The following is a 23,503-nucleotide window of genomic DNA, read 5'->3' on the forward strand; positions in this document are numbered from 1 at the left end:
CGCGATCCGGTCGTACGCGTCCCTGCCGACCAGTGTGTCGGTTTCCCTCGCATTCCACGTCACCGCAGCGTCACAGCCTCGCACCAGCCGCACCCTGGACCAAACTGCTTGCGTATGCATAAAATGCATGTGCTTCAATCTTCCGTACGGCAGCACTCACCTGGGGGACCCATGACCCGCCGCTTCCTCTTCGTCCTGGGCAGCTCCCGCGCCGGGGGCAACACCGAGCTGCTGGCCCGCAGGGCCGCCGAGCAGTTGCCCGGTGACGTCGAACAGCGCTGGATCCACCTGGCCGAGCACCCGCTCCCCGACTTCACGGACCTGCGGCACGACAGCGACCACGTACGGCCGCCGTCGGACAGCCCCACCGGCCTGCTGCTGGACGCCACCCTCGCGGCCACGGACATCGTGATCGCCTCGCCGCTGTACTGGTACTCCGTGTCCGGTCTCACCAAGCGCTACCTGGACCACTGGTCCGGCTGGCTGCGCACCCCGGGCCTCGACTTCAGGGCCACCCTGGCCGGCCGCACCCTCTGGGGCATCGCGGCGCTGGCGCACGACGAACCGTCCGTCGCCGACCCCTACGTCGGCACACTCAGCAACTCCGCCGCCTACATGGGGATGCGGTTCGGCGGGGTGCTGCTCGGCAACGGCAGCGCGCCCGGCGACGTACTGAGGGACACCGAGGCGCTGGCCCGCGCGAAGACCTTCTTCGCCCAGAACGCACCCCTCGCCCGCTTCCCGTACGAGAAGGCCGCCGGCTAGGGCCCTACGCGCTGATGTCCTTCGTCGTGAACCGCGCCCAGGCCGCCGAGCCGAACACCGCCGCGTACAGCGCCTGCAGGCCGAGGTTCTTCTCCAGGTCGTCCCAGTAGACGGGCTCGCGCATCAGATCGGCGAAGGACAGCCAGTAGTGCGAGAAGAAGTACGGCTGCAGCGCGTGCAGCTGAGGTATCTGGTCGAGGATCTGGACGCTGATGAGCAGGCCGACGGTGGTCGCCATCGCCGCGACGCCGCTGCCCGTCAGCGTCGAAACGAACAGACCCAGCGCCGCCACCCCGATCAGTGAGGCGGCGACCGCCAGGGCTATCAGCAGCGCCCGGCCCAGGCCCTCGGCGAAGCTGATCCGGGTGCCGGAGATGGTCGTCAGGTCGCCCAGCGGGAAGAGCAGCGCGCCGACGATCAGAGCGGAGACGGCGACGACCAGGGTGGCCAGCAGACAGAAGGCCATCACGGTCGTGTACTTGGTGAGCAGCAGCCGCGTTCGGCCGGCCGGGGCGACCAGCAGATACCGCAGGGTGCCCGCCCCCGCCTCGCCGGCTATCGCGTCGCCCGCGACGACCCCGACGGCCATCGGCAGGAAGAACGGCAGCGTCGCGGCCAGCGCCGTGAACACAAGGAACAGGCCGTTGTTGGTGATCTGGGTGAGGAACGCCGGGCCCTGGCCACTGTGGTCCGCCGTCCCGCCGCCACGCGTCTGGATCTTCACCGCGATCCCGACCAGCACCGGCACCGCGGTCAGCACGCCGAGCAGGGCGAGGGTGCGCCAGCGCCGGAGGGTCGTGACCAGCTCGCTGCGCAGCAGCCCGAGCGTCCACAGCGGACTCGGCCGCCGGGCGGCGGTCACCGGGACCGTCTCAGCCCGCGACATCGAAGCCCTCCCCCGTCAGCGCCACGAACGCGTCCTCCAGCGAGGCCCGTTCGAGTGTGAAGCCCCGGACCCGCACCCCCGCCGCGACCAGGGCCGCGTTCACCTCGGCGAGGTCCCGTGCCGGTGGTTCACCGCCGACCCGGTCGCCGTCGGCGATGACGTCCCCGACACCCTGCTCCTTCAGCACCCGGGCCGCCTCGGCCGGATCCGGGGTGGTCACCACCAGCCGGCCCCGCACCCCGGCAGCCAGGTCGGCCACCGCGCCCTGGGTGACGAGCCGGCCCCGCGCCATGACCGCCGCATGGGTGCAGACCTGCTCGATCTCGTCGAGGAGGTGGGAGGAGAGGAAGACGGTCGTGCCGTCGGCGGCCAGCTCCCGGATCAAGGTGCGGATCTCGCGCATGCCCTGCGGATCCAGGCCGTTGGTGGGCTCGTCCAGGACGAGCAGCCGGCGCGGCTGGAGCAGCGCGGCAGCCAGGCCGAGGCGCTGTTTCATGCCGAGCGAGTACGCCTTCGCCTTCTTGCCCGCGGCCGCCGTGAGGCCCACCCGGTCCAGAGCGGCGGCGACGCGGGCGCGCCGGGTGCGGGGGTCGGCGGTCGGGACGGCGGCGTCGTAGCGCAGCAGGTTGTCCCGGCCGGAGAGGAAGCCGTACAGGGCGGGGCCCTCGATGAGCGCGCCGACCTGCGGGAGAACGGCACGGGCCGCCCGGGGCATCGGGCGGCCCAGCACGCGGGCCGTGCCCGCCGTCGGCTCGATCAGGCCCATCAGCATGCGGATGGTGGAGGTCTTGCCGGAGCCATTGGGGCCGAGGAAGCCGAAGACGCTGCCCGCCGGGACGGTCAGGTCGAGGCTGTCGACGGCGAGCTGTCCGCCGCGGTAGCGCTTGGTGAGGCCGCGGGTGACGATGACGCCCGCCTCCGCCCGGGCCGGGGCACGCCGCTGCGCGTCCCCCGATTCCCCGGCTTCCCCCGCCTCCCGCTCCTTCGCGGACGGTTCGTCCATCGGCTCCCCCTCGATTCGTCCTGCCCCCGAAAGGCCCCAAGCCCCCCAAGCCCCCGGAGACCCCGAAAGGGTCAACGTGCAGTCACGGCTCGTGGTGCCCGAAACGGGCTACTTTCCCGTGTCCGCCGCCTTCACCAGGGCGTCCTTGGTCACCATGCCGGCGTAGACCTTGCCGTCGTCGGTGATCAGGGCGTTGACCAGCCGGGTGGAGAAGACGGTGCCCTTGCCGAACTTGCCGGAGACCTTGTCCCCGAGCGAGCCGAGGAAGCCGCCGAGGTCACCGGCCTTGGAGCCGGTCGGCAGGCCGCCCTTGGCGCCGGTGTCGAAGGTGGCGACGGACGTCCAGCCCTTGCCGAGGACGGCGGTGCCGCCCAGGCCCTGGCCGAACTCGCCCGGCCTCGGCGCGTGCTGCCGCGCCTCAGGCCCCTTCTTCTCCTGCTTCTCCTCCGTCACCTTCGCGCCCCTGGGCGGGGTGAAGGCGAAGGCGGAGGCGTCCGGCCTCGCGAAGGAGACCTGGGTGAAGCCCGCGTCGAGGACCGCGGCGCCGCCGCTCTTCGGGGTCAGCGTGAACTTCAGCGGCATGCCCGTCTTCGCGTCGACCGCGATGCTGATCGCGCCGACCGTGGTGCCGGACTGCCGGGGCTTGATCAGCAACTTGTAGGCGTCGCGGCCGGCGACCTGCTCGGTGCCGTCGACGGTGACGGACGTGGTGTCGTCCACCGACTTCAGCGCCTCGTCGGCGAAGTCCTTGGGTGTGGCCGGGGGCTCGGCCCTGTGGTCCTTGCCGGAGTCGGCCGAGGTGCCGTGGTGGACCTCGTTGCTCTTGCTGTCGTAGCCCCACACGTCCTTGCCGTTGTGGATGAGGCTGTACTCCGAGCCGCTCTCCAGCAGCGACAGTTTCTGCTTCTGCGGGCCGTCCGCGGCGACGCGCAGCGTGTGCGTGCCGGAGACCAGCGAGGTGAGCTTGGACTGCGGGTCGGCGGAGGAGCCGTCGCCGGAGCCCTTGGCCGCCCCCGAGGCCAGGCTGCTCTTCAGGCCGCCCAGGCTGGGCAGGCCGAGGTCGGTGCTGATCCGCACGGTGCCGGACAGCTGCTGCACGTCCGACTTGGCGATCTTCTCGATGAGCTGTTGTGCGGTGATCCTGGGCAGGTCGGGGTCACCGGAGGCGGCGAGCGCCGGGACCAGCCCGATCGTGGCCGCCGCCACCCCCACCACCGCGACCGGGACCGCGTAGCGGGCGGCCTTGCGGCGTCCGGCGCGCGGAGTTTCCTCCTGCGCGACGTCCACTGCGTCGTCGGTTTCGTACGGTGCCATGTGTGCCTTACCTCCGTCGTCGGCGGCGGCTGTCCTCACGCTGGTCCACCAGAGCCGCCATTCTCACCCGAATCGGTGAGGAGTGGTGATGTCCGTGGTGTCCATCTCACCAAATCGGCCATGAGGAAGCGTCAGACCTCGGAGCCAACTCCGTGTACGCCTGCGGTATGACACGTAGGGGCAGCGGCTCCCCCGACCCGTAGGGGTCTCACCGGAACGGAGGGGGCCGTACGGGGGCATGGGCATCGGCGCAGCCGGCGCCGGGCGGGTATCCGCGCGACCGGGGGACGGGCGTCCGCCGGGGGTCGGGCATCCGCGGAGTCCGGGTCATCCCAGCAGGCCGGACCGCTGGGCCGTAGGGGCCGCGCAGAGGTCGTACGGCCGGTCGCCGCCGTGAGGCGTGGCCCGCGCGGACGGCCGGGTCAGCCGGCGCGGTGCACCACCGCGTCGCACAGCTCCATCAGCGCCGCCTTGGCGTCGCACTCCCGTAGGGGCGCCAGCGCGGCGCGGGCCTCCTCCGCGTACCGGACGGTGTCCCGGCGGGCCTGCTCCAGCGCGGGGTGGGCGCGCAGCGCGGCCAGCGCCTCGGCGTGCCGGGCGTCGTCGCTGAGGTCGGAGTCCAGCAGGCGGCACAGCGCGATGTCCTCGGGCAGCCCCAGCCGGGCCGCCCGCTCGCGCAGCCGCAGCACGGGCAGCGTAGGAATGCCCTCGCGCAGGTCGGTGCCGGGGGTCTTGCCGGACTCGTGCGAGTCGGAGGCGATGTCCAGGACGTCGTCGGCGAGCTGGAAGGCGACGCCGAGCCGCTCGCCGTACTGGGTGAGCACGTCGACGACCGTCTCGTCGGCGCCGGACATCATCGCGCCGAACCGGCACGACACCGCCACCAGCGAGCCGGTCTTGCCGCCGAGCACGTCCAGGTAGTGCTCGACCGGGTCACGGCCGTCCGCGGGGCCGGCGGTCTCCAGGATCTGGCCCGTGACCAGCCGCTCGAACGCGAGGGCCTGCACCCGGACGGCCTCGGGGCCGAGGTCGGCGAGGATCTGGGAGGCCCGGGCGAAGAGGAAGTCGCCGGTGAGGACCGCCACCGAGTTGCCCCAGCGGGTGTTGGCGCTGTCCACGCCACGCCGTACGGCCGCCTCGTCCATGACGTCGTCGTGGTACAGCGTGGCGAGGTGGGTCAGCTCCACGACCACGGCCGACGGCACGATGCCCGGCGCGTAGGGGTCGCCGAACTGGGCCGCGAGCATCACGAGCAGCGGCCGGAACCGCTTCCCGCCGGCCCGTACGAGGTGCTGCGCGGCCTCCGTGATGAACGGGACCTCGCTCTTGGTGGCCTCGAGCAAGCCTTCCTCGACAGCCGTCAATCCGGCCTGGACATCGGCTTCCAGAGCCTGGTCCCGCACGCTCAGCCCGAACGGCCCGACGACGGTCACGAGGGGTCTCCTGTCTGCTGGTGTCTGCTGGCGATTACACGGTTTGTCGATAGGTCGCTGCCATCACTCAAGTCAGCGTATCCGGTCCTCTTTCGATCACCGATAGCGCCCACCGGTCCAGCCTGGGAGGTATCGGGTCATGTCCGGGATGCTTTTGATCAAGCGATATGAACGTATATTTATCGACTTAACGGGAATCTGTCCGCTTTGTCGCGAGACGAGAGGCGAGCGGAGTAACGCCTGCACCTTCCTCTCCCGGGACAACGACGGGCGCCAGGTCGCGGGTTCCGCCATCCAGTCGACCCACCTGAATCCCCCATGTCCGACTTGAAGCCTTTTGCTATTTCGTGAGTTGGGTCACGAGCACCCGTCGGCACCCCATCCCCGTCGACCTCGCCTTCTCCCCTTGGCCCGCTGGCGAGTTGAGGGTTGGCAACCGCAAAGGATCAAGCGCCTCATAGGGCATAGATCAAGGTCAAATAGGACGTTGTGTGAATCCGGTACTTGTTTCCGACATGTGCTCTCGCATACGTTCCGGGCCGTCGGGCGGACGCCGAATCCTGCCACCGCCCGCATAACCATCCACGGACTCATCCGTATGGCAGGAGCGGGGGACCCAGGTAAGTCGCCGGGCCGGACGGCACACGTCGCACCGGAACGGCTAGGGGTGAAGCCGTGCCTTCCCGGGCACGGTCGGGCACCTCCCCGCCCGAACCCGACAGCTCACCTCGCAGGCGCCGGAGAGGAACTTCCCCATGCCTGCTGCCGCTCAGCACCGCCGTACCCGGAACAACCGCATCGTCCGCGCCCTCGCCGCCGCCGGTACCGGTGCCGCCGTCCTCGCCCTGCCGCTCATCGGGGCGACCAGCGCCTCCGCCGCGACCCCGGCCGCCACCACGGTCTCCACCACCCCCGCCGGTTACCCGAACACCCTTGACGGCTGGATCCGCGAGTCCCTCGCGATCATGGCCCAGAAGGGCATCCCGGGCAGCTACAACGGCATCTACCGCAACATCATGCGTGAGTCCTCGGGCAACCCCAACGCCATCAACCTCTGGGACTCCAACGCCGCCAAGGGCATCCCGTCCAAGGGCCTGCTCCAGGTCATCGACCCGACGTTCAACGCGTACCACGTGGCCGGAACCTCCTTCAACATCTACGACCCGGTCGCGAACATCACCGCCGCCTGCAACTACGCGGCCAAGCGGTACGGGTCGATCGACAACGTCTTCGGCGCGTACTGACAGCTCCGCCGGCCGGCAGGCGGGACGGACACCGGCCGCCCGGCACGCCCCCGCACCTGACCGACGGGGGCGTGCCGGGCGGCCGCCGTGCATCCTCCGGGCCTGCGCCGGACGGCCGCGTACTGAAGGGCCGGCCAGTCGGTCGGTGCCGGTCAGCCGGTCGGAAACAGTCTTTCGAGGACGACGGCGATGCCGTCGTCCTCGTTCGACAGGGTGATCTCGTCGGCCACCGCCTTGAGTTCGGGGTGCGCGTTGGCCATGGCGACCCCGTGTCCGGCCCAGTCGAACATCGGGATGTCGTTGGGCATGTCGCCGAACGCCAGGGCCTCCTCCGCGGCGATCCCGAGCCGCTCGGCGGCCAGCGCGAGGCCGGTCGCCTTGGTCACCCCGGACGGCTGCAGCTCCACGGTTCCCGGCCCCGACATGGTGACCGTCGCCAGCGAGCCGACCACCGCGCGCGCGACCGACGCCAACTCGTCGTCGGACAGCTCGGCATGGCGCAACAGCACCTTGCTGATGGGCTCGCACCACAGGTCGTCGCGCCGGCCGACCCGTACCGCGGGCAGGGTCGGGTGCGGCATCAGATAGCCCGGCTCGATGAGCGTGAGCCCGTCGACGCCGTCCTGGTCGACGGCCGCGTAGACCTGCCCCACCTCGGCCTCGATCTTGCCGAGCGCGGTCTCGGCCAGCTCCCGGTCCAGCCGGACCGACCACAGCAGACGACCGGACGCGGCGTCGTAGACCTGCGCGCCCTGTCCGCACACCGCGAGCCCCGTGCAGCCGAGCTGCTCGAGCAGGGGCCGTACCCGCGGGGCCGGGCGGCCCGTCACCACCAGATGCCGGACACCGGCCCGCGCCACCCGCGCGAGCGCGGCGAGCGACCGGTCGGAGACCGTGTCGTCGCCGCGCAGCAGCGTTCCGTCCAGGTCGGTGGCGATCAGAGCGTACGCGGGGGAGGCTGCCATGATCAGAGAATACGGATACCTCACCCCGCCGACTCACCTTGTGGTCCTGCGCACTTACGTACTGCCCAGCCCCAACTGGTGTGTGCCGGCCCCCCGATGGCGGTGTGGCTGCGATCGAACACGGTGGTTCGCGGGCGGGAGATGTGACGGACCCGGGCCGGATTTCCCGGAGGCTTCAGCCGTGGGCCGCCGCCAGGTGTTTCGTCAGGCGCGGAGAGGCGAACTCCGTACCGCAGACGAAGCGCATCACCGGGCCGTACGACGACGCCGCCGGCAGTCCCGTGAAATACAGCCCGGGGACGGAGGAGACGTAACCGGGGCCGAGCTTGGGCGTGCCGCGGCTCACGGCGAGCCGGGTGCGCAGTTCGTGGCCGAGGAAGTCCATCGCTGCGATGTCGACGCGGTAGCCGGTGGCGGCGATGACATGGTCGGCGGTGAGCCGCTCGGTACGGCCGCCGTGGGTGCGGACGGTGAGGACGGGGCTGCCGTCCGGCGCCTCGGCGCCCACGACCCGCTCGACGTCCTGGACCAGCACGGCGCTCTGGAAGCGCTCACGCAGCCACCAGGCGCCGAGCGGTCCGAGGACCCGGCGGACCAGGAGGTGACGGGTGGCCTCGGGCAGATAGCGGTAGGGGTGCGGGTAGTAGCTGAGCGCCCACAGCGACCAGGCCCGGCCGAAGGGGGACTCGGGGCGCAGCTTCGGCTGGTCCCAGGGCGGGGCGCCGAAGGCGACCCGGCCGCGGCCGCGCGCGACGACACGCACGCGTGCCCCCGCCTCGGCGGCGAGCGCGGCCGTCTCCAGCGCGGACTGGCCGGCGCCGATCACGATCAGCTCCTTGCCGGCGAAGCGGCCCAGGTCGTGGTGCTGGGAGCTGTGCGAGACCGGGCCCGTGGGCGCCGGTCCGTCGGCCGCGGCTCCCGCGAGCTCCGCCGGGAGGTGCGCCAGGCCCGACAGGCCGGTGGCGACGACGACGGCGCGCGCGGTGAACATCTCGCCCGAGTCCAGCTTCAGTTCGAAGCCGCCGCTCTTGTCGCGGTCCACGGAGACGACCCGCACCCGCTCCAGGCCGGGGACCAGCTTCTGCTGGAACCACTCGCCGTAGGCGATGAACGTCTCCACCGGGATGATGTCCTCGTCGGTCACCAGACGGCGGATCCCGGCCGCGTCGCAGTAGTCGGCGAGTGTGTGGCCGGGCTGCGGGCAGTCGAGGTTGGAGGCGGCGGGCGTCGACTTCAGGAGCATGCCCTCGGGCATGTGGTCGCGCCAGCTGACCATGGGGTCGCCGAAGACGCGGACGGGGATGCCGCGCGCCCTCAGATGGGCGGCAGTGGACAGGCCGAACGGCCCGGCCCCGATGACTGCAACCGGTCGTGTCACGAAGTCCCTCCCCAGGACACGGTGCGCCACGCTTGGTGGCCTTGCCTACTTCGTGGTGGTGCTGCTGCCGCGGCGGTTGGTCCGCCACAGCTGATAGAGGTGCTTCGCGCCCGGGCGCACGAAGCGGGCGAGCATCGTGAGGAACGGCAGCGGGTCGTCACCCGCGAGCCAGGCCAGCTCCGTCCCGCTCGCCCTCGCCGGCGCGTGCGGCGTCGTATAGCCGCTGCGGCGGTAGGCGAGGAGGGCGGGGAGGTCGATGTTCTCCACGATGTAGCGGTGGCCGGCGCGCTGTTCCCCCTCCGGAACGGGGCGGCCGGTCAGGTTCAGATGCATGGCGCGTACGACGTCCACACCCGACTCGTTCTCGAAGAGCCGGAACTGGGCGCCCATGCGGGGGTTGAAGTCGAGGAGCTTGTACTGTCCGTCGCGCCGGTCGAAGCGCAGGTCGAGGTCGATGATGCCGCTGAAGCCGATCTGCTTGATGAAACGTGCGGCGAGGTCGGCGAGTTCCGGATTGTCGACGACGTACGCGTTCGCCGTCATGCCGGCGTGCGGCGGCCACGAGCGGACCTTGACGCCGGTGAACAGGGCGAGAGGGCTGGAGTCCTGGTCGAAGCAGGCGTGCACGATCCAGTCCTCGGCCTCCTCGCGCGGCAGGTACTCCTGGAGGATCACACCCGGCCGCGTGCCCCAGTCGCGGGCGAGCGCGAGCAGGCCCTCGCGGGTGGCGATCCGCGTGGTGCCGTTGACGGCGGGCCGGGTGCGCCGGACGAACGCCTCCCGGTTCTTGGCCACCACCGGGAAGCGGGCCGTGTCGGCGAAGGCGACGACGTCCTCGTACGACTCGGGGAACGCCGACGCGGGACTCGCGACGCCGTGCTCCGCGCACAGTTCGTGCAGGCCCTGCTTGCTGGCGAGCCGGCGCGGCAGGGCGGGGTCGACCCGCGAGAAGAGAAAAGAACCGGCCAGCTCGTCCTGGTGCTCGGCGATCAGTACGGCGGCTTCCTCGTCCGTCGGGACGAGGACGGTGGGGCGGCCGATACGGCGGCCGATGCGCAGCAGGCCCTCGACCAGGCGGCCCGGGTCCTCCGCACCGGTCGTCGGCCACACGAAGGCCTTCTTCAGATAACGCGAGGAGGCCGCGGGCGTGTACGCGTCCTCGGTGATGGCATACATGGGCACGCCGAGCCGGCCCAGACTGCGGATCGCCCCCACGCCGCCGTGGTGCAGCGGATAGTCGCCGAACTTGACGATCAGTCCTGGTACGTCCCGGTCCGCCTCGAACGGCACACCGACGGTGTCTCCGGCCACGGGTCCCCCCACGCGTCCCCCCAATGGAACGGACCCACCCCGTCCGTGTCCCCAAAGGACGCTAAGCCGGAATTGCCGCCTCCGACAAGGCTTTTCCGGACATTGCGAACTCTTTAGACAGGATGCGAGCAACCTTTCGAAGCTTCTTCGACTCGCACCTTTCGGACACCGTCCCGGGTGCCGCAGGGGGCTCTGCCCAAGACACGCATCACAGCCGTAACGTGTGGCGCGACCACATGGAACGATCGCCGCGCACGGCCCGGATGAGAGTGAGGCAGCACCCCATGCCCCCCTTCGACGTCCCCGAGGGCGACCCCTTCGGCCCGCACAACCTTCCCTATGGCGTGTTCTCGCCCTCCGGCAGCACGGAGCGGAGGGTCGGCGTCCGGCTCGGGGACCACGTCCTCGACGCGGGCGCCGCTGCCGCCGCCCTCCGCTCGCCCCACCACGCGCTGCTCGCGCGCCCCACTCTCAACGCGCTGCTGGCCGCCGGCCGCCCCACCTGGTCGGAGGTACGGCGCGCCGTCACCGCCTGGGTCACGGACCCCGCGCACCGCGAGGCCGTCGAGCCGCTGTTCCACCCCCTGTCCGAGGTGACCCTGCACCTGCCCTTCGAGGTGGCGGACTACGTCGACTTCTACGCCTCGGAGAACCACGCCCGCAACGTCGGCCAGATCTTCCGCCCGGACGCCGAGGACTCCCTCACCCCCAACTGGAAGCATCTGCCGATCGGTTACCACGGCCGTTCCGGCACGGTCGTCGTCTCCGGCACGGACGTCGTCCGGCCCTCCGGGCAGCGCAAGGCCCCGGCCGACCCGGCACCCGTCTTCGGGCCGTCGATCCGGCTGGACATCGAGGCGGAGGTCGGCTTCGTCGTGGGCGTGCCGTCCGCGATGGGCAGTCCGGTCGCGCTGGCCGACTTCCGCGACCACGTCTTCGGGCTGTGCCTGCTGAACGACTGGTCCGCGCGCGACATCCAGGCCTGGGAGTACGTCCCCCTCGGCCCCTTCCTCGGCAAGTCCTTCGCGACCTCGGTGTCGGCGTGGATCACCCCGCTGGAAGCGCTGGAGCACGCGCGCGTGGCGCCTCCGCAGCGCACGCACGCGCTGCTGCCGTACCTGGACGACTCGGCACCCGGCATCGAGCCGGGCGGTTACGACCTGCGGATCTCCGTCGCGATCAACGGCCATGTGGTCTCCGAGCCGCCTTTTTCGACCATGTACTGGACCGCCGCCCAGCAACTCGCCCACATGACGGTGAACGGTGCCTCGCTGCGCACCGGCGACCTGTACGGCTCGGGCACGGTGAGCGGCCCCGAGGAGCGTCAGCGCGGCTCACTGCTGGAGCTGACCTGGAACGGCCGCGACCCCCTCGAACTGCCCGACGGCAAGCGGGCCTTCCTGGAGGACGGCGACGTGGTCACCCTGTCGGCATGGGCCCCCGGGGCGGACGGGCGCCATGTCGGCCTGGGTGAGGTCAGCGGCCGGGTCGTGGCGGGATGAGCAGGCTCTTGTAGCAAGAAGTTGACACAAGTCCGCCGGACGAGCATCTTGTACTCACCGCTTGATACAAGCGGTGAGTACAAGTGGTGCTGTTCACGGGGGACTTCCATGACCGATCTCGACACGACGACGCCGGCGGCCGCTTCCCGGGCGCCGGTCGACCGCTACGCCCGCTGGACGGGACTGGCCACGGGCGCCCTGGCGGCCGTCTGGCTGTCCACACTCGACCACGGCGACGGCGTGCTGTACGCCATCCCGGCGTTCGGTCTGTGCGCGGTCGCCGGCGTCCTGGTGGGCGACGCGCTGACCGCGCCGGCCCGGGGAGCCGTCCGCACCGCCGGGCTCGCACCACGCCGCGCCCGCGACTACGTACCGCCGCGGATGACCCGGCTGCTGGCCGTCCTCGCGATCGCCCTGGTGGCACTGCTGGCGACGGCGGGCGCGGTGGCCTCGCCGGACGATCTGGGCCGGGCCGGCCGTGAACTCACCCTGGCCTGCCGGGGCATGACCGAGACACACGGCCCCTGGCCCGGTCTTTACTACGGCCTGCCGATGCTGGCCTCCCTCGCCGTCGCCACGGGGGCGTGCGGCTGGGCGCTGCGGCGGATCGCCACCCGGCCCGGCGACGAACAGTCCCGCCGCGACCGCTCGCTGGCGATCGTGGCCGCCTGGGGGATCGTCGTCTCCACCTCGCTGCTGGGCGCGGCCTCAACGGCCTCGGGCGCCCTTTCGAGCATGACGTGCGACGGCGCCGCGGGCACCGCGGCCGACGCGGTCCTGCTGCCGCTCACGCTGATCTCGCTGGCGACCGCGCCGTGGATGGTCTTCACCGTCTGCTCGCCGCGGGCGGGGTGGCGCCGCCGGGCGGGGACACGCCGGTGAGCGGCACCGCCGTCCGGGTCGACACGACCAGCCCCGTACCGCCCTACGAGCAGATCCGCGCCCAGCTCGCCGCCCTGATCAGCAGCGGACGGCTGGCCGAGGGAGAGCGGCTGCCGACGGTACGGCAACTGGCCGCGGACCTCGGCCTCGCAGCGGGCACCGTCGCCCGCGCCTACCGCGAACTGGAGGCGGCGTCCCTGATCCGGACCCGGCGCGGCGCGGGGACGCGGGTGGCGCCGCCTCCCCCGGGCGCCCGCCGCCACGAGACGGCGGCACTCACCGACGGTACGCGGGACTTCGTCGCCTGGGCGGCAGCCTTGGGCTTCACAGAGGACGAGGTCCTGGAGGCGGTACGCCGCGCGTTCCAGGAGCGAGAGACGTAGCGCTTCCGCACCCGACGGCCGGGCACGCCGGACGGAAAGGAAACCGGGCGCGCCCGACGGAAGGAAACCGGGCACCCCGGCGGCAGGAAAAGCGGGCACGCCCGACGGGAAGAAGTGCGGGCGTCCGCAACCGCGGGACCGATCACCGCCGAGACCTGACTCTCGCCGCCTCTCACCGTCATACTGGGCGGACACGCACCACACGCGACGCGCCCTCGGCGCGTCACCCGCACCACCGACACCCGCACAACTCTCCGACCAGGAACCGGAGCCCCGGCATGACCGTCTGCCTGCTCCTGCTGAGCGTCGTCGCCCTGACGGCCGCCCTGCCGGCGCCACGCGCGCTGACCCGTGCGGCCTGGCCCGAGCGGGAACCGGTGGTCGCGTTGTGGGTGTGGCAGTGCCTGGTCGCCACCGTCCTGCTGTGCTGCCTGGCGGCACTGGTGCTGGGCACGGCGGCCGTCTTCCACACCGTCCGCGACCGTGTCTTCGCCCCCGCGCCGCCCTCCGTCACCGCCGCCTACGACCTCTCCGCCGCGCCGGTGTGGGCCGCCGCCCTCACCGTGCTGCTGGCCTGCGGAGCCGCCTGGACGACGGCGATGCTGGGCCGGGAACTCGTCGAGGCCCGCCGCAGCCGCGGCCAGGCCCGCGCGCAGCTCCAGGAGCGCGCCCCCGATCTGCCGGCCGGCCTGCCGGCGGCGCGCGGCCCGATGCTGGTGCTGGAGGACGAATACCCGGACGCCTGGTGGATGCCGGGACACCCACCGCAACTGGTCGTCACGACGGGAGCGCTGCAGCGCCTCACCGACCACCAGCTGGACGCCGTCCTCACCCATGAGCGCGGGCACGCGCGTGCCCACCACGACTGGCTGCTGCACCTGTCCACCGCGCTCGCCACGGGCTTCCCGCGCGTGCCGCTCTTCGCGCACTTCTGCGACCAGACGCACCGCCTGGTCGAGCTGGCCGCCGACGACACGGCGTCCCGGCGCTGCGGACACCTCACGACGGCCCTCGCGCTGATCGAGCTGAACCAGCACCGGGGCGTCCTGTCCTGCGACTCCAGCCGGCGCCTCCTCGGCGAGCGCGTGGACCGCCTGCTGGAGCCGCCGCCACGGCTGCTGCGCCGGCACCGGGCGCTGACGACGACGGTGGCCGCGCTGGTGCCGTTGCTGCCGCTCCTGATCACGTTCGCGCCGGGGCTGACGGCACTGTCCTGACCGGACCGCCGGGTGGCAGATCTTCCCGCTCCCAGCGGGAAACGCGCAGCTCAGCGCCGTATCCAACGCCCCCTCACCTGGCGCAACACTGCAGCAACACCCTATTCCCTACCGGGTCGGTATGGTTTCGGCCATGCCACCCACCGAACGTCCCCGAGACCACGCAGGTCAGGGCGCAGCGACCACCGTCGCCGCCCACCGCGCGCGTCGACGGCTGCGTGCGGACCGGGCCCGGCAGCTGGCCGACCTGCTGCGCCACCAGATCCTCACCGGCGCCTTCCGGAACGGCCCCCTCCCCCACGAGTCGACCCTCGCCGCCGACTACCGCGCCTCCCGCAACACCGTCCGTCAGGCTCTGGACCTCCTCCGGGCCGAAGGCCTGGTGGAGCGGCTGCCCGGGGTCGGCACCGTGGTCGTCGCCCAGAAGTACCCGCACGGGCTCGACCGCCTGATGGGCCTCGCGGAAACCCTCCGCGAACACGGCCGCGTCACTAACGAGGTCCGCACGATGGGCCCCGCCCCCGCACCCGCACCGGTGGCCGACCGCCTCCGCATCCCCGCCGGCGCCGACGTCCTCTACATCGAACGCCTGCGCCGCCTGAACGGCCTCCCGCTCTCCCTCGACCTCACCTACATCCCGCTCGACATCGGCACCGCCCTGCTCGGTGCCGACCTGGAGAACACCGATGTCTTCCGCCTCCTGGAAGCCATCACCGGCCAGCGCCTCGGCCACGCCGAGATCACCCTGGAGGCGGTGAACGCGGACACTCACTCCGCCGCCGTACTCCAGGCCCCGCGCGGCGCCGCCGTACTGATGCTGGAACGCCTCACACACCTCGCCGACGGCCGCCCCGTCGACCTGGAGTTCATTCGCTTCCGCGGCGACCGGATCACCATGAGCGGCCTGCTCCACCGGTCGTAACACGCCCCCTGCCTGCACGTTTCCTGGAGACAGCCATGCCCTTGGCGCCCCAGCGGGCCGACGTGCCCGTGACCATCGACGAGTCGAAGTGCATCGACGGCTGCACCCTCTGCGTGGACATGTGCCCGCTGGACTCCCTGGCCATCGACGAGACCAACGGCAAGGCCTACATGCACGTCGACGAGTGCTGGTACTGCGGCCCGTGCGCGGCCCGCTGCCCCACCGGAGCCGTCACGGTCAACATGCCCTATCTGCTGCGGTGAGAGGTACAACCACCATGAAACGAACCACAGTCGCCGTATCCGCCGCCGCACTCCTCCTGCCCCTGTCCGCCTGCGGCGGCAGCGCCGAAGCGGGCAGCGGCTCCACGGTCACCGTGACGGTCGGCTACCAGTCCAAGACCATCAACACCGTCACCGCGGGCACGCTGCTGCGCTCCCTCGGCTACTTCGAGAAGCAGCTCAACTCCCTGCACGACGGCCACACCTACAAGGTCGACTGGCAGGACTACGCCACCGGCGCCCCGATCACCGCCCAGATGACCGCCGGCAAGATCGACATCGGCTCGATGGGCGACTTCCCGCTGCTGCTCAACGCGGCCCGCGGCAAACAACTCGGCCGGCCCACCCACCTGGTCTCGGTGACCGGCTACAACCTGCGCGGCGGCCTCAACACCGTGGTCACCGCGCCCGGCTCGACACTCGCCTCTCTGAAGGACCTGAAGGGCAAGAAGGTCTCCACCAGCGTCGGTTCCGCCGCGGACGGCACTCTCGTACGGGCCCTGCAACGCGCCGGCATCGACCCGGACAAGGGGATCTCCAAACTCAACCAACAGCCTGCCGTCGGCGCCTCTGCGCTCTCCTCCGGCAGCGTGGACGCCCTGTCGCAGTTCGTCGCCTGGCCGGGCCTGCTCGCCTACCAGGGCCGGGCCAAGGCCCTGTACGACGGCGCCCAGCTGAACCTGCCCACTTTCCACGGCGTCACCGCCCGCAAGGACTTCGCCCAGCAGCGTCCGGCTGTCCTGGAAGCCTTCCTCAAGGCCCAGGCGGAGGCGACGGACTACCTCAACGCCCACCCCGTCGCCGCTTCCGAGAAGGTCGCCGAGGCCACCAGCCTGCCCGCCGAAGTGGTCTATCTCTACAACGGTGCCCACGGCATCGCCACCTTCGACCCGGCCGTCAAGCCGCAGCTCGTTTCCGCGCTCAAGCAGGACGTGTCCGTGCTGAAGGCCGCCAAACTGACCGGTGACATCGACGTGGACTCCTTCGTCGACGACCAGTACGTCAAGAAGGCCCTCGGCTCCACCTACGCCAAGCGCCTGGCCGCCGCACCCCCGCCGGCCGCGAGCGAGGTGTGGCCCAAGGGCAGCGAGAAGGCCGTCTCCTTCAAGTCCCCGAAGGAGCTGCTGGCCTACGTGGCCGGTCACCAGGCCGGCATCCGCGCCTCCTACGTACCCGACGCCACCACCGGCACCCTCTGGTTCGCCGACAAGGCGGTGTGGGTGGCCGATGGCGACCAGTTGCTGCCGTTCGTCACCGGGGCGACCGCACAGGACTATGTCACCGCTCACGGCGGCGCCCGTACGGTGTCGTACCGCGACGCACTGGAGCGGGCCTCATGACCCGGCGGCCCTTGGCCAGGTATGCGCTGCGGACGGCCTCCCTGGCTGCTTTCCTCGGCCTGTGGCAGTTGCTGACCAGCCTCGACGTGACCCTGTGGCTGCGGTTCTCGCAGTTCCCGACGGTCACCGACGTGGCCCGCGCCTTCGCCGGCCGGCTTTCCGGCGGCGACTACTGGACCGACCTCACCGACAGCCTCACCCGGATCCTCACCGGCTTCGCGCTGGCGGCCGTCCTGGGCGTGGCAACGGGCGTGCTCGTGGCCCGCTCGCACCTCGCCGAGGATCTGCTCGGTCCGGTCCTGGAGGTGATCCGCCCGATACCGGCGATCGCCCTCGTCCCCGTCGCGATCCTCCTCTTCCCCTCCAATGAGCAGGGCATCGTCTTCATCACCTGCACCGCAGCCTTCTTCCCGGTGCTGGTCTCCACCCGGCACGCGGTCCGCGCGCTCACCCCCGTCTGGGAGGAGGCGGTGCGCACCATGGGCGGCAGCCGGCTGCGGATCCTCGGTTCGGTGGTACTGCCGGGCGCACTGCCCGGCATTTTCGGCGGGCTCTCGGTCGGCATCGGCGTGTCGTGGATCTGCGTGATCTCCGCCGAGATGATCTCCGGCCAGTACGGCGTCGGCTACCGCACCTGGCAGGACTACACGGTGGTGAACTATCCGGGGGTCTTCGTCGGCATGGTCACGATCGGTGTCCTCGGCTGGGTCACCTCCACGGCCGTGGAACTCCTCGGCCGGCGTCTGACCCGCTGGCTGCCCCGCACCTCGTACGTCCCCGGTGGCCGCACCCGCGTGCCCCGGCCCGTCGCCGCCCCCGTGCGCGCCGACGGCGATCCCGAGCACCAGGCCCAGCGCGAGCAGGAGGGCCAGAAGGATACCGAGGAGGCCCGTGATGAGCACCTCGTCTGAGACCGTCACCGCGCCCGTCGCGCCGTCCTCGAAGGCCGTGCGCGGCACCCGGCTCACCTTCCGTTCCGCCGTGCTCGGCCGCCCGGACGCGCCGGTGCTGCACGACGTCGACCTGGACGTCTCTCCCGGCGAGATCCTGACCGTCGTGGGCCCTTCCGGCTGCGGCAAGTCCACGCTGCTGCGCACCCTCGCCGGGCTGCTGCCTCCCCTGGGCGGCGCCGCCGAGGTGGACGGCGTCCCGCTGGCGGGGCCCTCGGCCGACCGTGCGCTGGTCTTCCAGGAGGACGCGCTGCTGCCCTGGCGCACCTTGCGCGGGAATGTCGAACTGCCGCTCGCCATCAGCGGTGTACCGCGCTCCGCACGCCGTTCCCGGGCCGAGTCCTGGCTCGCCCGTGTCGGACTCAGTGCGCAGGCCGGGCAGTTGCCGCACCGGGTCTCCGGCGGGCAGCGCCAGCGCGCCCAGTTGGCCCGCGCGCTGGCCGACAGCCCCCGCGCCGTCCTGATGGACGAGCCTTTCGGAGCCCTCGACGCGCAGACCCGCTCCGGCATGCAGGACCTGCTGGTGGAGGTGCTGCGCGGCACGGGCGCGACCGTCGTCTTCGTCACGCACGACGTGGACGAGGCCCTCTTCCTCGGCGACCGTGTGGCCCTGCTCGGCTCCGGCCGGGTGGCCGCCGTACGCGACGTACCCGGGCCGCGTGACCGTGGGGCCGTCGACGACCCGGCCCGTGTGGCCCTGCGCCGCGACATCCTCACCTCGCTCGGCTCGTGAAAGGCACCCCGGTGACCACCCCCGCGTCCACTTCCCTGGAGATTCCCGCCGTCGCCGACGCCGAGGAGCTGGCCTGCGACGTCCTCGTGATCGGCGGCGGCACCGCCGGCACCATGGCCGCCCTGACCGCCGCCGAGCGCGGTGCGAACGTGCTGCTGCTGGAGAAGGCCCACGTCCGCCACTCCGGCGCGCTCGCCATGGGCATGGACGGCGTCAACAACGCCGTCATCCCCGGTCGCGCCGAGCCCGACGACTACGTCGCCGAGATCACCCGCGCCAATGACGGCATCGTCGACCAGTCCACCGTCCGCCAGACTGCCACCCGCGGCTTCGCGATGGTCCAGCGGCTGGAGTCGTACGGCGTCAAGTTCGAGAAGGACGAGCACGGTGAGTACGCGGTGCGCCAGGTGCATCGCTCCGGCTCGTACGTACTGCCGATGCCAGAGGGCAAGGACGTCAAAAAGGTCCTCTACCGGCAGCTGCGGCGGCGCGAGATGCGGGAGCGGATCCGGATCGAGAACCGGGTGATGCCGGTCCGGATCCTCACCGCCGAGGGGCGGGCCGTGGGCGCCGTCGGCTTCCACACCCGTACCGGCGCCTTCGTCACCGTTCGCGCGGGTGCGGTCATCCTCGCCACCGGCGCCTGCGGCCGGCTCGGTCTGCCCGCCTCCGGTTACCTGTACGGCACCTACGAGAACCCCACCAACGCCGGTGACGGGTACGCCATGGCCTACCACGCGGGCGCCGAGCTGACCGGTATCGAGTGCTTCCAGATCAACCCGCTGATCAAGGACTACAACGGCCCGGCCTGCGCCTACGTCGCCAACCCCTTCGGCGGCTACCAGGTCAACCGGCACGGCGAGCGCTTCGTCGACTCCGACTACTGGTCGGGGCAGATGATGGCCGAGTTCGCCGCCGAGGTCGCCAGCGACCGCGGCCCGGTCTACCTCAAACTCAGCCATCTCCCCGAGGAGTCTGTCTCCGCGCTGGAGTCGATCCTGCACTCCACCGAGCGGCCCACCCGCGGCACTTTCCACGCCGGCCGCGGGCACGACTACCGCACCCACGACGTCGAGATGCACATCTCCGAGATCGGCCTGTGCGGCGGCCACTCCGCCTCCGGCGTCCGCGTCGACGACCACGCGCGTACGACCGTCCCCCGCCTGTACGCCGCCGGCGACCTCGCCTGCGTCCCGCACAACTACATGATCGGCGCCTTCGTCTTCGGCGACCTCGCAGGCGCGGACGCCGCCCAGTACACCGCCTACCAGGGCGAGCTTCCCGCGGACCAGGTCCGTGAGGCACACGAGCTGATCTACCGCCCGCTGCGCAACCCGGACGGCCCGCCGCAGACCCAGGTCGAGTACAAGCTGCGCCGATTCGTGAACGATTACGTGGCCCCGCCGAAGTCCGGTGCGCGTCTCTCCCTCGCTCTCGAGGCCTTCGAGCGGATGCGCGCCGACATCTCCGCCATGGGCGCCCGCACCCCGCACGAGCTGATGCGCTGCGCGGAGGTCACCTTCATCCGTGACTGCGCCGAGATGGCCGCCCGCGCCTCGCTCGCCCGCACGGAGTCCCGCTGGGGCCTGTACCACGACCGTCTCGACCACCCCGGCCGTGACGACGTCTCCTGGTTCCACCATCTCGATCTGCACAAGTCCCCCTCTGGTGCAATGGAGTTCACGGCCCGTCCCGTGGCTCCTTATCTCGTTCCCGTCGAGGAGTTCTCGCCAGCCGGCGGTCCCTCCCGGCGGTTGGGCGAGGTCCATGCCGAGCAGGTGGCCACGGCCGGGCCGCGCGAGGTGGCGCCGGTCGCCGCTGGACCGACGTCCGCGCGTGCCACCGCCTCCGCCGACCGGCCCGGCACGCCGGGCACCGCCTCGCCCCGGCTCCTGCAGCTGCTGGAGCTGGCCGAGGCGGAGCCGGAACTCGACCTCGTCGAGCCGTACTTGGCGGACAATGACCCCGCCGTCCGGCGTACGGCCGTCTCGGTCCTCACCGAGACCGTGCCCCCCGGCACCGGGCAGGCCCTGGCCGGTGCCCTAGCCGACTCCGACGCCGAGGTCCGCGCGACCGCCGCGGCCTCACTGCGCGAGCTGGTCGAGACCCTGCCGCCCGAACCGGCTCTGGGCTCCGCCCTCACCGGCGCCCTCGCCGCAGCCGACCCCGTCGTCCGTGCCGCCGCCCTCGATGTGCTGCGCGCTCTGCGACTCGGCGACGCCGGGGTGTTCGCGGCGGCGCTGGCCGACCCCGACATCGCCGTACGCACCGAGGCCGTACGGGCGCTCGTCTCCGTCGACGCGGTACGACCGCTGGCGGGTGCCGCGGACGATCCCTCCCGGGAGGTCCGGGTCACCGTGGCCAAGGCCCTGGCCGCCGTCGGCCCGGCGTCCCTCACCGCTGCCGACCGGGAGTTGCTCACCGCCGCCCTGGACCGGCTCACCGGGGACATCGATCCTCTGGTGCGCGGTGCCGCGTTCGCCGCGCTGGCCGGCACCGGCTGCCCGGCCCCGCTCGCCACCCGAGCCGTGGCCGCCCTGTCGGACCCGGCCTGGCAGGTCCGCTCCGGCGCCGCCACCGCGCTGTCGGTCGCGTCCGCCGAGACCGCCGTCCCCGCCCTGGCCAAGGCTCTGGGCGACCCGAACGCCGATGTGCGCAAGGCGGCCGTGCTGGCCCTGACCCGGCACCAGGCCACGGCGGAGGCACGAGCTGCCCTCGCCACGGCCACCAGCGACTCGGACGCGGACGTCAGGGCCTACGCGGCGCGGGGGCTGTGACTCCCGTACCCAGCGACTCTCCGCCCCGCGGCTCCTGTACCGGCGCCGACCGGTGATGCGCTAGATCCAGGCGTCCGGCTCCGGCTCCTCGTCCGGCTCCGGCCAGTCGGCGTCCTGTGCGTCGCCGGCGGCCGGGGCCGACCCGTCCAGGGAGGCCAGCACGGCCAGCACGCCCTCCCCGTACGTCGCCAGCTTCTTCTCGCCGACACCGCTCACCGTGCCCAGCTCGCGCACCGACCCGGGCCGCCGGCTGACGATCTCCCGCAGAGTCGCGTCGTGGAAGATGACGTACGCCGGCACGCCCTGCTCGCGGGCCTGTTCGGCGCGCCAGGCACGCAGCGCCTCGAAGGCGGGCAGCAGTTCGTCGGGCAGTTCCGCCGCGGCTGTCCTGTCCTTGCGGTCGCCTCCGGAGGCACCTGCGGATCGCGACCGGGAGGCGGCCGGCTTCTTCGGTTCCTTGCGCAGCGGCACCTCCCGCTCACGCCGCAGCACCGAGCCGCTCGCCTCGGTGAGCACCAGAGTGCCGTACTCCCCCTCGACCGCGAGCAGTCCCTGAGCCAGCAGCTGCCGGATGACGCCACGCCACTCGGCCTCGGCGAGGTCCTGGCCGATGCCGAAGACGGACAGCTGGTCGTGGTCGAACTGGATGACTTTGCCGGTGCGCTTGCCGAGCAGGATGTCGACGATCTGCAGGGCGCCGAACTTCTGCCCGCGCTCCCGCTGCAGCCGGACCACCGTCGACAGCACCTTCTGCGCGGCGATCGTGCCGTCCCAGGTCTCGGGCGGGGTGAGGCAGGTGTCGCAGTTGCCGCAGCCCGCGGCGTCGGGGTCCTGGCCGAAGTAGGCGAGCAGCTGACCGCGGCGGCACCGGGCCGTCTCGCACAGCGCGAGCATGGCGTCGAGGTGGGCGGCGGCCCGGCGGCGGAACGCCTCGTCGCCCTCGCCGGACTGGATCAGCTTGCGCTGCTGTATGACGTCGTTCAGGCCGTACGCCATCCAGGCCGTGGACGGCAGTCCGTCGCGGCCGGCGCGGCCGGTCTCCTGGTAGTAGCCCTCGATCGACTTGGGCAGGTCCAGGTGGGCGACGAACCGTACGTCCGGCTTGTCGATGCCCATGCCGAAGGCGATGGTCGCCACCACGACCAGGCCGTCCTCGCGCAGGAACCGCGACTGGTGGGCGGCGCGTGTGCCCGCCTCCAGACCCGCGTGATACGGCACGGCCTCGATGCCGTTGGCGGTCAGGAACTCCGCTGTCCGCTCCACCGAGTTGCGCGACAGGCAGTACACGATGCCGGCGTCGCCCGCGTGCTCCTGCCGCAGGAAGGCGAGCAGCTGCTTCCTGGGGTCGGCCTTGGGCACGATCCGGTACTGGATGTTGGGCCGGTCGAAGCTGGCGACGAAGTGGCGGGCCGTCGGCAGGTTCAGCCGCTGGGTGATCTCCTCGTGAGTGGCGCGGGTGGCCGTGGCGGTGAGGGCGATCCGCGGGACGTCCGGCCAGCGCTCGCCGAGGAGGGACAGGGTGAGGTAGTCGGGGCGGAAGTCGTGGCCCCACTGGGAGACGCAGTGCGCCTCGTCGATCGCGAAGACGGAGATCTTGCCGCGTGAGAGGAGATCCCGCGTGGCGTCCAGACGCAGCCGCTCGGGTGCCAGGTACAGCAGGTCCAGCTCGCCGGCCAGGAACTCGGCCTCGACCATGCGCCGCTCGTCGAAGTCCTGCGTGGAGTTGATGAAGCCGGCCCGCACGCCGAGGGCGCGCAGGGCGTCCACCTGGTCCTGCATGAGCGCGATCAGCGGGGAGATCACGATGCCCGTGCCGGGTCTGACCAGGGCCGGGATCTGGTAGCACAGCGACTTGCCGCCGCCGGTGGGCATGAGGACGACGGCGTCGCCGCCCGCCACCACATGTTCGATGATCGCTTTCTGCTCGCCCCGGAAGGCCTCGTATCCGAAGACCCGGTGCAGCGTGGCCAGCGCCTCGCTGTCGGCCGCGCCCAGCCCCTCGGTCACCTGTGGCATCTCGCTGATCCCGCCCGTCACGCCCATCGTCCTGTCCCCCGCCGGTCCCCCGTGTGTCGTCTCTCGACCGCTGCCTCCACCATAGGGGTCCGGACCGACAGCCTCGGAGTTATCCACAGGCCCGGGGAGATCAGCAGGCACCGTGCACGTCCTCGCACGGAGCAGCCCGGTCCTTTCATCGGGCGTCCGGGACGGCCCGGC

At 71.8% G+C, this 23,503-nt stretch carries 20 protein-coding genes and 1 riboswitch; of the genes, 12 read left to right on the forward strand and 8 right to left on the reverse strand.

All coding sequences use genetic code 11. From position 1 onward, the window contains the following. Nucleotides 1–171 precede the first annotated feature (171 nt). Nucleotides 172–765: a flavodoxin family protein gene (locus ACZ41I_RS19970; RefSeq protein WP_363214191.1), complete on the forward strand. Its 594-nt coding sequence runs from the start codon at nucleotides 172–174 to the stop codon at nucleotides 763–765. A gap of 4 nt (nucleotides 766–769) precedes the next feature. Here the strand turns inward: ACZ41I_RS19970 and ACZ41I_RS19975 are convergent, their stop codons facing one another. From ACZ41I_RS19975 to ACZ41I_RS19990, 4 genes are all read right to left on the reverse strand, one after another. Continuing rightward, nucleotides 770–1,651, reverse strand: coding sequence for an ABC transporter permease (locus tag ACZ41I_RS19975; protein WP_468514687.1), 882 nt, complete (start codon nucleotides 1,649–1,651; stop codon nucleotides 770–772). Beyond that, entirely contained in the window at nucleotides 1,638–2,654 is a 1,017-nt protein-coding gene (locus tag ACZ41I_RS19980; RefSeq protein WP_468514688.1) for an ABC transporter ATP-binding protein, read from the reverse strand. The genes ACZ41I_RS19975 and ACZ41I_RS19980 overlap by 14 nt, the downstream gene beginning before the upstream one ends. A gap of 108 nt (nucleotides 2,655–2,762) precedes the next feature. Beyond that, complete coding sequence (locus ACZ41I_RS19985; RefSeq protein WP_468514689.1) at nucleotides 2,763–3,968, reverse strand: LolA family protein; 1,206 nt, start codon at nucleotides 3,966–3,968, stop codon at nucleotides 2,763–2,765. A gap of 422 nt (nucleotides 3,969–4,390) precedes the next feature. Further along, nucleotides 4,391–5,401, reverse strand: coding sequence for a polyprenyl synthetase family protein (locus ACZ41I_RS19990; RefSeq protein WP_363214195.1), 1,011 nt, complete (start codon nucleotides 5,399–5,401; stop codon nucleotides 4,391–4,393). A gap of 576 nt (nucleotides 5,402–5,977) precedes the next feature. Next, a riboswitch (cyclic di-AMP (ydaO/yuaA leader) is annotated at nucleotides 5,978–6,153 on the forward strand. 3 nt (nucleotides 6,154–6,156) lie between these two features. Between ACZ41I_RS19990 and ACZ41I_RS19995 the strand changes: the two genes are divergently transcribed. Further along, complete coding sequence (locus ACZ41I_RS19995) at nucleotides 6,157–6,645, forward strand: transglycosylase SLT domain-containing protein (protein ID WP_363214196.1); 489 nt, start codon at nucleotides 6,157–6,159, stop codon at nucleotides 6,643–6,645. 152 nt (nucleotides 6,646–6,797) lie between these two features. Here the strand turns inward: ACZ41I_RS19995 and ACZ41I_RS20000 are convergent, their stop codons facing one another. The 3 genes from ACZ41I_RS20000 to ACZ41I_RS20010 form a co-directional block, all read right to left on the reverse strand. Beyond that, on the reverse strand, nucleotides 6,798–7,610 hold the full coding sequence (locus ACZ41I_RS20000; protein ID WP_468514690.1) for an HAD family hydrolase: 813 nt from the start codon (nucleotides 7,608–7,610) through the stop codon (nucleotides 6,798–6,800). Nucleotides 7,611–7,785: 175 nt separating this feature from the next. Next, nucleotides 7,786–8,988, reverse strand: coding sequence for an FAD-dependent oxidoreductase (locus ACZ41I_RS20005; RefSeq protein WP_363214198.1), 1,203 nt, complete (start codon nucleotides 8,986–8,988; stop codon nucleotides 7,786–7,788). Between the two features lie 45 nt (nucleotides 8,989–9,033). Then, nucleotides 9,034–10,278, reverse strand: coding sequence for a carboxylate--amine ligase (locus ACZ41I_RS20010; RefSeq protein WP_468514750.1), 1,245 nt, complete (start codon nucleotides 10,276–10,278; stop codon nucleotides 9,034–9,036). Between the two features lie 305 nt (nucleotides 10,279–10,583). Between ACZ41I_RS20010 and fahA the strand changes: the two genes are divergently transcribed. From fahA to ACZ41I_RS20060, 10 genes are all read left to right on the forward strand, one after another. Further along, on the forward strand, nucleotides 10,584–11,801 hold the full coding sequence (fahA, locus tag ACZ41I_RS20015; protein WP_468514691.1) for a fumarylacetoacetase: 1,218 nt from the start codon (nucleotides 10,584–10,586) through the stop codon (nucleotides 11,799–11,801). A gap of 108 nt (nucleotides 11,802–11,909) precedes the next feature. Continuing rightward, on the forward strand, nucleotides 11,910–12,683 hold the full coding sequence (locus tag ACZ41I_RS20020) for a hypothetical protein (protein ID WP_468514692.1): 774 nt from the start codon (nucleotides 11,910–11,912) through the stop codon (nucleotides 12,681–12,683). Then, a complete protein-coding gene (locus tag ACZ41I_RS20025) occupies nucleotides 12,680–13,066 on the forward strand; it encodes a GntR family transcriptional regulator (protein WP_399774826.1) in 387 nt (128 codons plus the stop codon). Before ACZ41I_RS20020 ends, ACZ41I_RS20025 begins: the two co-directional genes overlap by 4 nt. Nucleotides 13,067–13,344: 278 nt before the next feature. After that, nucleotides 13,345–14,283, forward strand: coding sequence for a M56 family metallopeptidase (locus tag ACZ41I_RS20030; RefSeq protein ID WP_363214202.1), 939 nt, complete (start codon nucleotides 13,345–13,347; stop codon nucleotides 14,281–14,283). Between the two features lie 133 nt (nucleotides 14,284–14,416). Then, nucleotides 14,417–15,205 carry a GntR family transcriptional regulator gene (locus tag ACZ41I_RS20035; RefSeq protein ID WP_468514693.1) on the forward strand — a complete coding sequence of 263 codons (789 nt, stop codon included), beginning with the start codon at nucleotides 14,417–14,419 and terminating at the stop codon, nucleotides 15,203–15,205. Between the two features lie 35 nt (nucleotides 15,206–15,240). Then, nucleotides 15,241–15,468: a 4Fe-4S dicluster domain-containing protein gene (locus ACZ41I_RS20040; protein WP_031166915.1), complete on the forward strand. Its 228-nt coding sequence runs from the start codon at nucleotides 15,241–15,243 to the stop codon at nucleotides 15,466–15,468. Between the two features lie 14 nt (nucleotides 15,469–15,482). After that, nucleotides 15,483–16,826 carry an ABC transporter substrate-binding protein gene (locus ACZ41I_RS20045; RefSeq protein WP_468514694.1) on the forward strand — a complete coding sequence of 448 codons (1,344 nt, stop codon included), beginning with the start codon at nucleotides 15,483–15,485 and terminating at the stop codon, nucleotides 16,824–16,826. After that, nucleotides 16,823–17,737, forward strand: coding sequence for an ABC transporter permease (locus tag ACZ41I_RS20050; protein ID WP_363214205.1), 915 nt, complete (start codon nucleotides 16,823–16,825; stop codon nucleotides 17,735–17,737). The genes ACZ41I_RS20045 and ACZ41I_RS20050 overlap by 4 nt, the downstream gene beginning before the upstream one ends. Beyond that, nucleotides 17,721–18,509 carry an ABC transporter ATP-binding protein gene (locus ACZ41I_RS20055; RefSeq protein WP_468514695.1) on the forward strand — a complete coding sequence of 263 codons (789 nt, stop codon included), beginning with the start codon at nucleotides 17,721–17,723 and terminating at the stop codon, nucleotides 18,507–18,509. The genes ACZ41I_RS20050 and ACZ41I_RS20055 overlap by 17 nt, the downstream gene beginning before the upstream one ends. 11 nt (nucleotides 18,510–18,520) lie before the next feature. Next, a complete protein-coding gene (locus tag ACZ41I_RS20060) occupies nucleotides 18,521–21,286 on the forward strand; it encodes a fumarate reductase/succinate dehydrogenase flavoprotein subunit (protein WP_468514696.1) in 2,766 nt (921 codons plus the stop codon). A 60-nt stretch (nucleotides 21,287–21,346) separates the two neighbouring features. Here the strand turns inward: ACZ41I_RS20060 and recQ are convergent, their stop codons facing one another. Continuing rightward, nucleotides 21,347–23,329, reverse strand: coding sequence for a DNA helicase RecQ (gene recQ, locus ACZ41I_RS20065; protein ID WP_468514697.1), 1,983 nt, complete (start codon nucleotides 23,327–23,329; stop codon nucleotides 21,347–21,349). Between the last annotated feature and the right edge of the window lie 174 nt (nucleotides 23,330–23,503).

Source organism: Streptomyces sp. NPDC030799, from assembly GCF_055572255.1.